This window comes from Amycolatopsis eburnea (genome assembly GCF_003937945.1).
Lineage (GTDB): Bacteria > Actinomycetota > Actinomycetes > Mycobacteriales > Pseudonocardiaceae > Amycolatopsis > Amycolatopsis eburnea.
On sequence record NZ_RSEC01000063.1, the window covers coordinates 344,586 to 356,832 of the forward strand.

The 12,247-nt window shown below is 73.3% G+C and carries 13 protein-coding genes; 8 read left to right on the top strand and 5 right to left on the bottom strand.

All coding sequences use genetic code 11. From position 1 onward, the window contains the following. Positions 1–2 precede the first annotated feature (2 nt). The 3 genes from panD to EIY87_RS45265 all read left to right on the top strand — a co-directional run bounded on the left by panD (position 3) and on the right by EIY87_RS45265 (position 1,790). The gene (gene panD, locus EIY87_RS45255; protein ID WP_125316254.1) at positions 3–416 is read left to right on the top strand and encodes an aspartate 1-decarboxylase; all 414 of its coding nucleotides are present in this window, start codon (positions 3–5) and stop codon (positions 414–416) included. 127 nt (positions 417–543) lie between these two features. Further along, positions 544–1,569, top strand: a complete 1,026-nt coding sequence (locus EIY87_RS45260) for an ABC transporter substrate-binding protein (protein ID WP_125316255.1) — start codon at positions 544–546, stop codon at positions 1,567–1,569. Between the two features lie 11 nt (positions 1,570–1,580). Then, complete coding sequence (locus EIY87_RS45265) at positions 1,581–1,790, top strand: MbtH family protein (protein ID WP_125316256.1); 210 nt, start codon at positions 1,581–1,583, stop codon at positions 1,788–1,790. Between the two features lie 369 nt (positions 1,791–2,159). Here EIY87_RS45265 and EIY87_RS45270 read toward each other — a convergent pair whose 3' ends face one another. From EIY87_RS45270 to EIY87_RS45280, 3 genes are read right to left on the bottom strand one after another with little or no spacing between them, the layout of a single operon-like run. After that, positions 2,160–3,911: an ABC transporter ATP-binding protein gene (locus EIY87_RS45270; RefSeq protein WP_125316257.1), complete on the bottom strand. Its 1,752-nt coding sequence runs from the start codon at positions 3,909–3,911 to the stop codon at positions 2,160–2,162. Next, complete coding sequence (locus tag EIY87_RS45275; protein WP_125316258.1) at positions 3,908–5,578, bottom strand: ABC transporter ATP-binding protein; 1,671 nt, start codon at positions 5,576–5,578, stop codon at positions 3,908–3,910. The genes EIY87_RS45270 and EIY87_RS45275 overlap by 4 nt, the downstream gene beginning before the upstream one ends. A 53-nt stretch (positions 5,579–5,631) precedes the next feature. Further along, positions 5,632–6,492, bottom strand: a complete 861-nt coding sequence (locus EIY87_RS45280) for a DMT family protein (protein ID WP_191984508.1) — start codon at positions 6,490–6,492, stop codon at positions 5,632–5,634. A gap of 44 nt (positions 6,493–6,536) precedes the next feature. On the opposite strand from EIY87_RS45280, the gene EIY87_RS45285 reads away from it, so the two are divergent. Together EIY87_RS45285 and srmL are read left to right on the top strand one after the other, a co-directional pair. Then, positions 6,537–7,049 carry a DinB family protein gene (locus EIY87_RS45285; protein ID WP_191984509.1) on the top strand — a complete coding sequence of 171 codons (513 nt, stop codon included), beginning with the start codon at positions 6,537–6,539 and terminating at the stop codon, positions 7,047–7,049. A gap of 216 nt (positions 7,050–7,265) precedes the next feature. Further along, a complete protein-coding gene (gene srmL / locus EIY87_RS45290) occupies positions 7,266–8,402 on the top strand; it encodes a PheS-related mystery ligase SrmL (protein WP_125316260.1) in 1,137 nt (378 codons plus the stop codon). Here srmL and EIY87_RS45295 read toward each other — a convergent pair. Further along, positions 8,358–8,927, bottom strand: a complete 570-nt coding sequence (locus EIY87_RS45295) for a TetR/AcrR family transcriptional regulator (RefSeq protein WP_191984510.1) — start codon at positions 8,925–8,927, stop codon at positions 8,358–8,360. The genes srmL and EIY87_RS45295 overlap by 45 nt on opposite strands. 81 nt (positions 8,928–9,008) lie before the next feature. Here EIY87_RS45295 and EIY87_RS45300 point away from each other — a divergent pair, with 81 nt between their 5' ends. Further along, on the top strand, positions 9,009–9,983 hold the full coding sequence (locus EIY87_RS45300; RefSeq protein WP_125316261.1) for a zinc-binding dehydrogenase: 975 nt from the start codon (positions 9,009–9,011) through the stop codon (positions 9,981–9,983). On the opposite strand, the gene EIY87_RS45305 is transcribed toward EIY87_RS45300, so the two are convergent. Further along, on the bottom strand, positions 9,952–10,557 hold the full coding sequence (locus EIY87_RS45305) for a dihydrofolate reductase family protein (RefSeq protein ID WP_125316262.1): 606 nt from the start codon (positions 10,555–10,557) through the stop codon (positions 9,952–9,954). The genes EIY87_RS45300 and EIY87_RS45305 overlap by 32 nt on opposite strands. A 95-nt stretch (positions 10,558–10,652) precedes the next feature. Here EIY87_RS45305 and EIY87_RS45310 point away from each other — a divergent pair, with 95 nt between their 5' ends. Both EIY87_RS45310 and EIY87_RS45315 read left to right on the top strand, forming a co-directional pair. Continuing rightward, positions 10,653–11,519, top strand: a complete 867-nt coding sequence (locus EIY87_RS45310) for a LysR family transcriptional regulator (protein ID WP_125316263.1) — start codon at positions 10,653–10,655, stop codon at positions 11,517–11,519. Positions 11,520–11,529: 10 nt separating this feature from the next. Next, the gene (locus EIY87_RS45315; protein ID WP_125316264.1) at positions 11,530–12,240 is read left to right on the top strand and encodes an MBL fold metallo-hydrolase; all 711 of its coding nucleotides are present in this window, start codon (positions 11,530–11,532) and stop codon (positions 12,238–12,240) included. Positions 12,241–12,247 lie beyond the last annotated feature (7 nt).

The window sequence follows — 12,247 nt, forward strand, 5'->3', positions numbered from 1 at the left end:
ACGTGCACCGCACCCTGATGAACGCCAAGATCCACCGCGCCACCGTCACGCAGGCCGACCTGCACTACGTCGGTTCGCTGACCATCGACGCGGACCTGATGGCCGCCGCCGACATCGTCGAAGGCGAGCAGGTCCACGTCGTCGACATCACCAACGGCGCCCGGCTGGAGACCTACGCCATCACCGGCGAAGCGGGCAGCGGCGTGATCGGCGTCAACGGCGCGGCCGCGCACCTCGTGCACCCCGGCGACCTGGTCATCATCATCACCTACGCGCAGATCGACGAGGCCGAGCGCGCGGCGCACCGGCCGCGGGTGGTGCACGTCGACGCGGACAACCGGCAGGTCCACCTTGGCCACGACCCGGCCGAGCCGGTGCCGGGCGCCGAGGCGCAGCTCTCCGGCCGTGGGCGGTGACACAGTTGCTTTTGCCAGGCTGCCCTAAATAAGGTGTGCCTATCCTAAAGTTCGCTGTGACATCCGGGCCTCCGGCCCGGGCCGGGGGCTCCGCCACCCGGAACCCCCAAAAGCTCGAGAGGTTCTCATGTCCCTGTTCCAAGGCGCTGCCGGGCTCAGCCGGCGTGGATTCCTGATCGGCGCCGGTGGCGTCGCCGCCGCGGCGGCACTGACCGCGTGCGGCAGCGGCGACGGCAAGCAGGCGGGCACCGCCTCCGGTCCCTGGGAGTTCACCGACGACCGCGGCCAGAAGGCGGCGCGCGACCAGCGTCCGGCGCGGGTGGTGGCCTACGCCAGCTCGGCCGCGGCGCTGTGGGACTACGGCGTCCGCCCGGTCGGCGTGTTCGGCCCGCAGAAGACCGCCGACGGCGCCAAGGAGATCCAGGCGGGCAACATCGACCTGAACTCGGTCACGTCGATCGGCAACGCCTGGGACGACTTCAGCATGGAGAAGTTCGCGGCGCTCAAGCCCGACCTGGTCGTCACCGGCCTGACCGGCGCCAAGCCGACGGACATGTGGGTGCTCACCGACGACCTCGGCCCGAAGGTGCAGCAGGTCGCGCCGATCGTCGCGCTCTCGGAGTACAAGGTCACGCTGCCCAAGGTGATCGAGCGCTACTCGCAGCTGGCCGTCGCGCTGGGCGGCGACGCCGGCTCGGAGACCATGAAGAAGGCCAAGGAGGACTTCGACAAGGCGTCCGAGGAGCTGCGGGCGGCGGCGAAGGAGAAGGCCGGCCTCAAGGTCCTGGTGCTGTACGGCGACAAGGACGGCCTCTACATCGCCAAGCCGGACTTCTTCGCCGACCTGGCGTACTACCGCGAGCTCGGCCTCGACATCGTCTCCGGCGGCGGCACCGAGGACTACTGGGAGCAGCTGTCCTGGGAGCAGGCGGGCAAGTACCCGGCGGACCTGATCCTGACCGACTCGCGCTCCTACGCCCTGCCGCGCGCCCAGATGACGCAGTTCCCGACGTGGAACCAGCTCCCCGCGGTGAAGGCCAACCAGCTCGGCGACTGGTCGGCCGAGCCGCGCTTCAACCACCTGCTCGCCACCCCGGTCATCCAGAAGCTGACCGCGCTGGTGAAGGGCGCCCGCACCGACATCACCGCCTGAGGAGGCCCGCCGTGACCAACCCGTTCGAAGACCCCGACGGCACGTACCTGGTGCTGGTCAACGCCGAGAACCAGCACAGCCTCTGGCCGGAGTCCGCCGACGTCCCGGCGGGCTGGACGGTGACCTTCGGGCCGTCCGGCCGCCAGGAGTGCCTGGACCACGTGGAAGCGAACTGGACGGACATGCGGCCGAAGTCCCTGGCCGACGCCATGGACAACTGACCCTGTCGGGAAGACGAAAGCGCCGGGAACCCACGTGGCTCCCGGCGCTTTCGCGTGCCCGGTAAGTCATGCGCGCTGGCCGCCGACGTCTTGAATGAGTCATTCAGGACCTCCGAAGATGCTGTTGGCTTATTCGGGGTGGATGCGCCGGTGACGAGGCTTTGAAAGCCGTGAAGGCCTCCTTACCGGCTCTTATGCCCGGTAAGGAGGCCTTCACGGACATTGGCCCTCGTCGCGAGAGAGCTCCTTCACGGCCCTGGGGGTCGGTGTCCCGAATAAGCCAACAGCATCCTCCGAAGACTTGAATGACTCATTCAAGACACCGCGTCGCCGGCCGCACCCCCCCGGCGGTCCGGCACGGCTGGCGGGTCACGCGCGCTGGCCGGACCACGCCGTCCAGAGCTTCGCGTACTGGCCGCCCGCCGCGACCAGTTCGTCGTGCGTCCCCGACTCCACCACGGCGCCCGCGTCCAGCACCACGATCCGGTCCGACGCCGCCGCCTGCGTCAGGCGGTGCGCCACCACCAGCGCCGTCCGTCCCTCCAACGCCGCCGCGGCCGACGCCTCCAGCACGCGGGAACCGGCGCTGCCCGCCTCCGCCGTGGCCTCGTCGAGGATCGCGATCGGCGGGTCGGCCAGCACCAGGCGGACCAGGGCGAGCTGCTGCGCCTGCGTCACCGTCAGCTGGTGGCCGCCTTCGCCGACCACCGTGGCCAGCCCGTCCGGCAGGGAAGACACCCACGTCAGCGCCCCCACCTTCGCCAGCGCGTCCCGCAGTTCGGCGTCGGTCGCCGAGGGGCGCGCCAGCCGGAGGTCGTCGGCCAGCGGCCCGGCGAAGACGTGGACCTCCTGGCTGATCAGCGCCACCGTCCGGCGGGTGCCCGCCGGGCCCAGCTCGTCGAGCGGGACGCCGCCGAGGGTGACCGAACCCGTGCCGGGGCGGTGGATGCCGGCGATCAGCTTGGCCAGCGTCGTCTTCCCGGCGCCGCTCGCCCCGACCAGCGCCACCCGCTCGCCGGGCGCGACAGCGAGGTCGACGTCGGCCAGCACCGGGTGACCGTCCACATAGGAGTATCCGAGGCCCGCCGTCTTGACCGACGCGTCGACCGGCCGGGCCGGCCGCGCGGGGGATTCCGCCGCGGGCAGGTCGGCGACGCCGATCAGCCGCGCCAGGCTCGCCGTGGCCGCCTGCGCGTCGTCGACCAGCGCGAGCGCGGTCGTGATCGGCCCGAACAGGCTGTGGAAGTACAGTGCCGCCGCCGTCGCCACGCCGACCGTGACCGCGTCCGCCCCGACCAGCAGGAACCCCATCGCCAGCACGGCCGACAGCCCGAGGAACTCGGCGAGGTTGAGCCGCGCGTAGAACCGCGTCACCAGCCGGATCCCGCGCAGGGCCAGCTCGACGGCGCCGTCGGAGCGCTGCCGCACCCGCTCCAGGTGCGCGTCGGCCAGCCGGAACGCGCGGACCGTCTTCGCCCCGCCGATGGTGTCCAGAAGCTGCTGCTGTTGCGCGCCTACGGCCTCGCGCTGGCTGGCGTACAACGGCTTCGCGCGCGGCACGTACCAGCGCACGGTCCACAGCTGGACCGGCACGGCGACCAGCGCGGCCAGCAGGAACCGCCAGTCGAGCACGGCCAGCGCGCCCAGCGTCAGCACGACGGTCAGCACCGACCGGCCCAGCTCCGGCAGCGCCTGCCGGACGCCTTCCGCGACAACCGAAACGTCGTTGGTCACGCGAGCGGTGAGATCGCCCGAGCCGGCCCGTTCGAGCTGTTCCAGCGGCAGCCCGAGCGCCCGCTCGACGAACCGTTCGCGCAGCTCGGCCAGGATCGTCTCGCCGAGGCGCGCCACCAGCGACACCCCGATCGCGGTCGCGACCGCCTGGGCCAGCGCGACCAGCACCAGGCCGACGACCGGCGCCACGAGATCGGCGGCCGGGCGGCGCGTCGCGACCAAGTCGACGACGCGGCCGAGCAGGGGAGCGGTGAGCAGGCCGATCGCCGTCGCCGCGACGAGCATCGTGGCCGCCGCGGCCGTGCGGCCCTTGGCGCGGCCGAGCAGTTCGCCGACGACAGCGCGGATCCGGCGGCCGTCGGCCACGGGGAGGAGTTCACGGGTCACGAGAGCACCGCCGCCCGGTAGTCGGCCCGGCCCGCCAGGTCGGCGTGGCTGCCTTCGCCCGTCACGCGCCCGTCGTCGAGCAGGACGACGCGGTCGGTCGCGGCGAGCAGCGCCGGGCTGGTGGTCACGAGGATGGTCGTGCGGCCGCGCCGCAGTTCCGCCAGTGCCGCGGCGATCCGCGCCTCGGTGACGGTGTCGACCGCGGTCGTCGGGTCGTGCAGCACGAGCACCGGCGCGTCCGCGGCGAGCGCGCGGGCCAGTGCGACGCGCTGGCGCTGCCCGCCGGAGAGCGACCGCCCGCGTTCGGTGATGGCGGTCGCGACGCCGTCGGGCAGCGCGCTGGCCACCTCGTCGACGGCGGCCGCGGTCAGCGCTTCGGCGGTCCTGGGCCCGGTTTCGACGTTCTCGGCGACGGTGCCGGCGAACAGGTCGGCGTCGTGCGCGGCGACCAGCACCACCTCCCGGACCCGGCTCGGGTCCACAGTGGACAGGTCGACCGAGTCGACCGACACCGAGCCGCTCGCCGGGTCGGCGGCGCGGCCGAGGCAGTCGAGCAGGTCGGTCGCGGCGGCCGGGTCGGTGGCGACCACGCCCAGCAGCTCACCGGGCCTGGCCTCGAACCCGACGTCCCGCAGCGCGCCGCGGTTCAGCGCGGCCAGCTTGACGTGCCCGGCGGCCGGGACCGGCAGCGTGGCGTCCCCGGCGCCGACGGCGGGCGGCGCGTTGAGCACGTCGGCGATGCGCGCGGCCGACGCCCGGCCCTGCGCGAGTTCGCCGTTGACCCAGGAGAAGATCGTGAACGGCGTGATCAGGTACTGCGCGAGCCCGACCGCGGCGACCAGGTCGCCGACGCTGATGTCGCCCGCCGCGGCGAGGTTGCCGCCGACGAGCGCGACCACGGCGATGAAGACACCGGTGAGCGCCAGCAGCGCGCCGTTGTGCCACGCCTGGGCGCGTGCCGCCCGGAGCGTCGCCCGGAGCGAGTCCTGGCTGGTGCGGCGGTAGCGGTCGACGGCGGCGCTTTCGGCGCCGACGCCCTTGAGCACGCGCAGCCCGGCGACGAGGTCGGTCGCGATGCCGGAAGCGAACGCGGACCGCTCCTGCTCGGCCTCGCTGCGGCGCTCCAGGGGCTTGCCGATGAGGTGCGCCAGGTACAGCATCGGCGGCGTGCCGAGCAGCACGAGCAGGCCGAGCGGCAGCGACATGGTGAGCAGCGCGACGGCGCTGACCAGCAGCCCGGCCAGCCCGGCGGCGGCGAACGGCAGCACGCCGTTGACCGTGCCGACGCGCTTCGCGTCCGACGTCCCGATGCTCACCAGCTCCCCGGCCAGCGCGCCGGAGTCCGCGACCCCGCCGGGGTGCAGCACCCGGCGTCCGACGTCGAGGCGGAGCTCGTGGGCCGCGCGCTCCGCGGCGCGTTCGCCGAAGCGCGCGCCCAGGCGGTAGCTGGTCGACAGCGCGGCGAAGAGGACGCCCAGCACCGCGAGCCACAGCAGGAGCGTGCCCACCGAACCGCCGGCGACGGCCTGGTCGATCACCACGCCGATCACCACCGGCACCAGTGCTTCGCCGCCCTGGTGGCCCGCTGTCAGCAGGGCCGCGAGGGCCACCGATCGTCGTTGCCCGGCGATCGACCGGCGGAGGACTTCCCGTCCCGTCGTGCTCACCCGCGCCTCCCTGTCCGCGTCGTGGATAGGTAAGGCTAGTCTAAGTAAAAGAGTTACGGGAAAACGGTCGGCTTCGTCTCAGTCCGCGGCTCGGTGGCCGGTTCCCCGAACCGCGCCAGCGCGAGCGCGGCGGCCACGGCGAGCACGAACCCGGCGACGGCGACCACCGCGAACCCCGGCCGCGTGCGGTCGCCGAGGGCGAACACGCCGATGAGCGAGGGGAACACGGTCTCGCCGAGCACCATCATGGCGGTGGACGTGGTGACGCTCCCGCGCTGCAGTGCCGTCGCGTAGAACAGCATCGCCATCCCGCCCGCGACCGCGACGGTGTAGGTCGCGGGGTCGGTAAGCAGGTCTAGTGGCGCGAGGCTCGGGATGATCCGCCCGGCGATGGCGACGACGCCGAAGCTCAGCCCGGCGACCAGCCCGAGCGCCGGCGTCCGCACCCGGCGGTTCGCCTTCCCGGCGGCGATCCCGGCGCCGGCCAGCACGACGACCGCGCCGATCAGCACCAGCCGGAAGCCGAGCCCGACGGGATCGGATCCTTCGCTTTCCGCGGCGGTCCCGAGCAGCGCGAGCCCGGCGCAGACGACGGCCACGGCCGCCCATTCCCGCCGCCCGAGCCGCACCCCGAGGAACCGCGCGGCGACGGCCGTGACCGCGAGGCTCGCGGCGAGCGCGGCCTGCACGACGAACAGCGGGAGGACGTGCAGGGCGACGATCTGCGCGACGAACCCCAGGACGTCCAGCGCCAGGCCGAGGACGAACTTCCACTGGCCGAGCACGCGCACGAGCAGCTTCGGATCGACGCCGTCAGCGCCGGTGTCGGTCGCCTGCGCGGCGACCGCCTGCATCACCGAAGCCACGCCGTACGCGATCGCCGCACCCAGGGCGCAGAGCAGTCCCCACCACATGCGGATCACTCTATTTTGTCGGACCCGTGCGGTACCTTGCGGTCATGTCGAACACGAGTTCGAAGACGCACCGCCGCTGGCCCGCGAGGCTGGCGGCCGACGAGCTGCGCCTTCAGCTGGATTTCCTGCAGTTCCTGCGCGCGACGGCGGTGAACAAGCTGGCGGGCCTGACGGCCGAGCAGGCGGCGGCGACCCCGTTGCCGTCGTCGCCGCGGATGAGCGCGCTGGGCGTGGTGAAGCACTTGACGGCGGTGGAGCGCTGGTGGCTGTGCATCGAGGCGGGCGGCGCGGACCTGCCGTCGCTGTGGGCGGGGACGCCGGACCCGAGCTGGGACCTGGCGGAATCCGACACGCCGGAGTCCGTGGTGGCGGCGTACCGGGCGGAGTGGGGCCGGGCGGAAAAGGCCTTGTACCGGCTGGGCCCGGACGACCGCACCCGGCGGAGGGCGGAGTTCACGGTGCGCTGGGTGGTGGCCCACGTGGTGCAGGAGACGGCCCGGCACGTGGGGCACCTGGACGTGCTGCGGGAGCTGGCGGACGGGGAGGTGGGTGAGTGAGGGAGAAGAAAACGACGTGACGTCGCCATTAGCCTGGGTGTGTGGCCGTCGTCGCGGAGTACCGCCGATTTACCGGCCCCCTGGCCTTCGTGCCAGCGGGGTTCCGGTGCCACGCCGACCGTCGGCTGACGGGCGCGTAGCAGTACTGACCTCGCCGGGTGCCGGGCCAGGGGGAGTCCTTTCCCTCAGCAGCCCACGCACCCCGGAGGTCCTGTCATGCCCGAAGTCCTCAGCCCCGCCCAGCTCACCCGTGATCTCGCCGTCCGCGATCTCACCGACCCACGAGCCGGGGCGCACGCCGTGCAGCTCGTCGTCGGCGAGGCCGTCGACGCGCTCGCGGCCCGGTGGCCGGTCGCCGTGCGGTGGTGGCCCGGCGATCGGATCGTCACCATCGCCGACAACTACGACAACCTCGGCTACGACCCCGCCGACGTCACCCGCGACGCCCGTTACACCCGGTACGTCGACCAGGACCACGTCCTGCGCAGCCACTCGACCGCCATGGTTCCGGCGGCGCTGCGGGCACTGGCCGCGTGCCCGGCCGACGACGTCCTGCTCGTCTGCCCCGGCATCGTCTACCGGCGAGACAGCATCGACCGGCTGCACAGCGGTACGCCGCACCAGCTCGACCTGTGGCGGATCACCCGCGGCCCGACCGGCCGGGCGGACCTCGAGGACATGGTCGCCGCGCTCGTGCCGCACGCGAAGTGGCGCCTCGAACCGCGCCGTCATCCGTACACAGTGGACGGTGCGCAGCTCGACGTCGAGCACGACGGCCGCTGGGTCGAAGTCGCCGAATGCGGGCTCGCGCACCCCGCCGTGCTCGCGCGCGCCGGCCTCGGCTCCGAGTGGTCCGGGCTCGCGCTCGGCATGGGGCTCGACCGGATGCTGATGCTGCGCAAGGGCATCCCGGACATCCGGCTCCTGCGGTCGGCCGAGCCGGCCGTCGCCGCGCAGATGACCGACCTCGCGCCGTACCGGCCGGTGTCGGCGCTGCCTCCCGTGCGCCGCGACCTGTCGATCGCGGCCGACGCGGGCGACCGGGCCGAAGACCTCGGCGACCGGGTCCGGGACGCCCTCGGTGACGAAGCCGACGTCGTCGAGTCGGTCGAGATCCGCCAGGAGACGCCGTGCGCGGACCTGCCGCCGGCCGCGCTGGCCCGGCTCGGAGCCCGCCGCGATCAGCGGAACCTCCTCGTCCGCCTGGTGCTCCGCCCGCTGGGCGCCACCCTGTCCGACCACGAGGCCAACGTCCTGCGAGACCGCGTGTACGCCGCCCTGCACCGGGGGAGCGGCCACCAGTGGGCGTCAAGCCCGGAGGCCCCGGATCGCCAGCGCGGCGAAACGCCGTGAAGCCGCGACGCGGGCCGCCGGTGACGCGGCCTGGATGCCGCCGCCGGCCATGAGCACCAGGATCACGTCGTCCAGTTCGACGTCGGGGCGCAGGTGCCCGGCTTCCCGGGCCCGGCGGGTCAGCTCCGCGATCGACTTCACCGCGCGTTCGCGGTCCGCCGCGAAATCCAGCGCGTGCGGGAACACCGCCGTGAACGCCGCGGTGAAGCCCCGGTCGCGGGCGTACAGCTCGAACAGCTTCTCGAGCACCGAAGTGAAGCCGTGCCACGGATCGGGGTCGTCGAGCCCCTCGTCGACGATCGTGTAGCACGCGCGGATCTGGTCGGCGAACGCCGCGGTGGCCAGCGCTTCCTTCGTCGGGAAGTGGCGGTACAGGGTCGCCGGGCCGACGTCGGCGCGCCGGGCGACCTCGCGCATCGGCACCGCCAGGCCGTCGGCCGCGAAGATCGCGCGGGCCGCTTCGAGGATGCGGTCGTGGTTGTCCCGGGCGTCCGAGCGCCGGAGGTGAGGCAAAACTTCGGTCACTCCCTCACTTTAGCGAAACGGACGGGGGCGTCCGTTACCTTCCGTGGTCGATCACCGATCCCGGAACGACGGAGAAGAACAGTGAAAGCAGTCGCGGTGCAGGAATTCGGCGGTCCCGAAGGGCTGGCCGTCGTCGACCTCCCGGTCCCGGACCCGGCCGGCGGGCAGGTGCTGATCAGCACCGAGGCGATCGGCGTCGGCGGCGTCGACATGCTGATCCGCAACGGCTCGCTCGCGGCGTACGGGTTCCAGCCCGGGCACGTCCTCGGCGGCGAGATCGCCGGCACGGTGGCCGCGGTCGGCGACGGCGTCGACCCGGCCTGGCTCGGACAGCGGGTCTGGGCCTTCACCGGCATCGGCGGCGGTTACGCCGAGCAGGCGGTCGCGCCGGCCGAGACGCTCGTCCCGCTCCCGCCCGCCGTCACGCCCGTCGACGCCGTGACGCTCGGCAGCTCGGGCATGGTCGCCCACTTCGGCCTGCGCCACGTCCACTTCGCCCCGGGCGAGTCGGTGCTGGTGCGCGGCGCAGCCGGCGGCATCGGGATCATGGCGGTCCAGCTGGCGGCCCGCGGCGGGGCCGGGGCGATCGCGGTGACGACGTCGTCGCCCGAGCGCGGCGAGCGCCTGCGGGAGCTGGGCGCGACCCAGGTGCTCGGCCGCGACGGCGGGGGAGCCGAGGGCTTCGACGTCATCCTCGACATCGTGGCCGGCCCGGAACTCCCGTCGTTCTTCGGCAAGCTCAACCCCAACGGGCGCCTGGTGGTCGTCGGCGTGCTGGGCGGCGAACCGCCCGCCGACCTCGGGAAGGAGCTGTTCGCGGGGTTCCGGCGGTCGTTGTCCTTCGCGACGTTCAGCGCGGACACCGTGCCGATGGCCGAGCGGTCCGCCGCCACCGCCGACGTCTTCGCCGGCGGCCTGCGCGCGGTCGTGCACGAGGTGCTGCCGCTGGAGCAGGCCGAGGCGGCGCACCGGAAGCTGGACGCGGGCGAGGTCTTCGGCCGGCTCGTGCTCACCACGGGGAAGGTCAGCGGAGCACGCGGTACCGCAGGTGCGTGACCGACGGCGTCGAGCGCGCGTCCAGCTGCTCGAGGTTCAGCGGGGGCACGCCGTCGAACAGCCGGACGCCGGCGCCGAGGGTGAACGGTGCGACGTGCAGCCGCAGCTCGTCGATCAGGCCCGCGGCGAGGTACTGGTTGACGGTCGTCGCACCGCCGTGGACGGAGATGCCGCCGTCCCCGGCCGCCTCGCGCGCGCGGTCCATCGCGGCCTCGATGCCGTCGGTGACGAAGTGGAAGGTCGTGCCGCCGGCCATCGGCTGCGGTTCGCGCGGGTGGTGGGTCAGCACGAACACCGGCCCGTGGTACGGCGGCTCGTCGCCCCACCAGCCCGTCCACGGCCGGTCCCACGGGCCGCGCACCGGGCCGAACATGTTGCGCCCCATGATGAACGCCTTCGCCGTCAGCATCCGGTCGAACTCATCGGGGTGCTCCTCGCGGCCTTCGCCGTACCAGGCGTGCAACCGGTCGCCCCAGCCGTCGCCACCGTCGTCGCCGAACGGCCGCTGCTCGGTCTGGCGGTGCCCGGCCGCGTAGCCGTCGAGCGTGATCGTGAGGTCGCAGGTCACCGTCATCGTCGTGCCTCCTCGGGGTCGGCACCCAGGATGGCCCGGGCCGGACATGACGTCCAATGCCAATTCGGGCGGCGAAGCATTGATATCGTCGATGAATGCTCAGCCTGGTCCAGCTGAAGGTCCTGGCCGCGGTGGCCCGGCACGGGTCGGTGACCGGGGCGGCCCGCGAGCTGCACTATTCGCAGCCGTCGGTGAGCCACCACCTGTCCCGCCTGGAAGCGGCGACCGGCGCCAAGCTCGTCCAGCGCGCCGGCCGCGGCATCCGCCTGACCCCGGAAGGGCGGCTGCTGGCCGGCCGCGCGGCCGAGATCGTCGGCCGCGCCGACTCGGCGGCCACCGAGCTGGCCGCCCAGGTCGGCCTGCGCGCCGGACGCGTCCGGCTGGCGGCGAACGCGTCCGTGCTGAGCACCCTCGTCCCGGAGGCGGCCACCGCACTGGCGCGCGAGCACCCCGGGCTGGAGCTGAGCCTCGTCGACGAGCACCCGGTGGAGGCACTGGACCTGCTGCGCCGCGGCGACCTCGACGTCGCGGTGGTCTTCCAGCACGCCGGCGCCCGGCTCGAGGAGGACGGCTTCCGGTTCCGCCACCTCGCCGACGACCCGATCCACCTCATCAGCCGCCACCCGGCCGCCACCCTGGCCGCCCACCGCGACTCGGCCTGGATCGGCGGCTGCGACCGCTGCCGCGCGGAACTGGACGCGGTGTGCGGCCAGGCGGGCTTCACCCCGCGCATCGCTTCGCTGAGCGACGACATGGTGGTGGTCCAGTCCCTGGTCGCGGCGGGCCTCGGCGTCGCGACGCTGCCCGGCCTGGCCCTGGCGGCCCACCGCCGCCCGGACATCCACGCGACCGAACTCCCGGGTCTCCACCGCCGCATCCACGCGGCGACGTACGGGGACCCACCGGACCCGCCCGCGGTCGCCGCCGTGCTGGCCGCGCTGACGGCGGTGGCCGGACCGTAGGGTGTCCGGCATGACTGATCGGCTCTACTTCCGGCAGCTGCTCGCCGGCCGTGACTTCGCTGTCGGGGATTCCGTGGCGACGCAGATGCTGAACTTCGCCTACCTCATCGGCGACCGCGAAACGAACGAAGCCGTCATCGTCGATCCGGCCTACGCCGTCCAGGACCTGCTGGACGTGCTCGCCGCGGACGGGATGCGGCTGACCGGGGTGCTGGCCACGCACCACCACCCCGATCACGTCGGCGGGGACATGCTCGGCTTCTCGCTGCCCGGGATCGCCGAGCTGCTCGCGATCGAGCAGGTGCCGATCCACGTCAACGGGGCCGAGAGCGAGTGGGTCAAGCGGGTCACCGGGGTGTCCGGGACGGATCTGCGCGCGCACGACCACGACGACGTCCTCGAAGTCGGGGCCGTCCCGATCCGGTTGCTGCACACGCCCGGGCACACGCCGGGCAGCCAGTGCTTCCTCGTCGAGGACAAGCTCGTCTCCGGGGACACGCTGTTCCTCGAAGGCTGCGGCCGCACCGATTTCCCCGGCGGGGACGCCGAAGAGATCTACCGCAGCCTGCAGCAGCTCGCCGGGCTGGCCGGGGACCCGGTCGTCTACCCGGGCCACCGGTACTCGAACGAGCCGTCGGCCGCGCTGTCGGAAGTGAAGCGCAGCAACTTCGTCTACCGGCCGCGGTCGCTCGAAGAATGGAAGGTCATGTTCGGCGGCTGAGACAAGC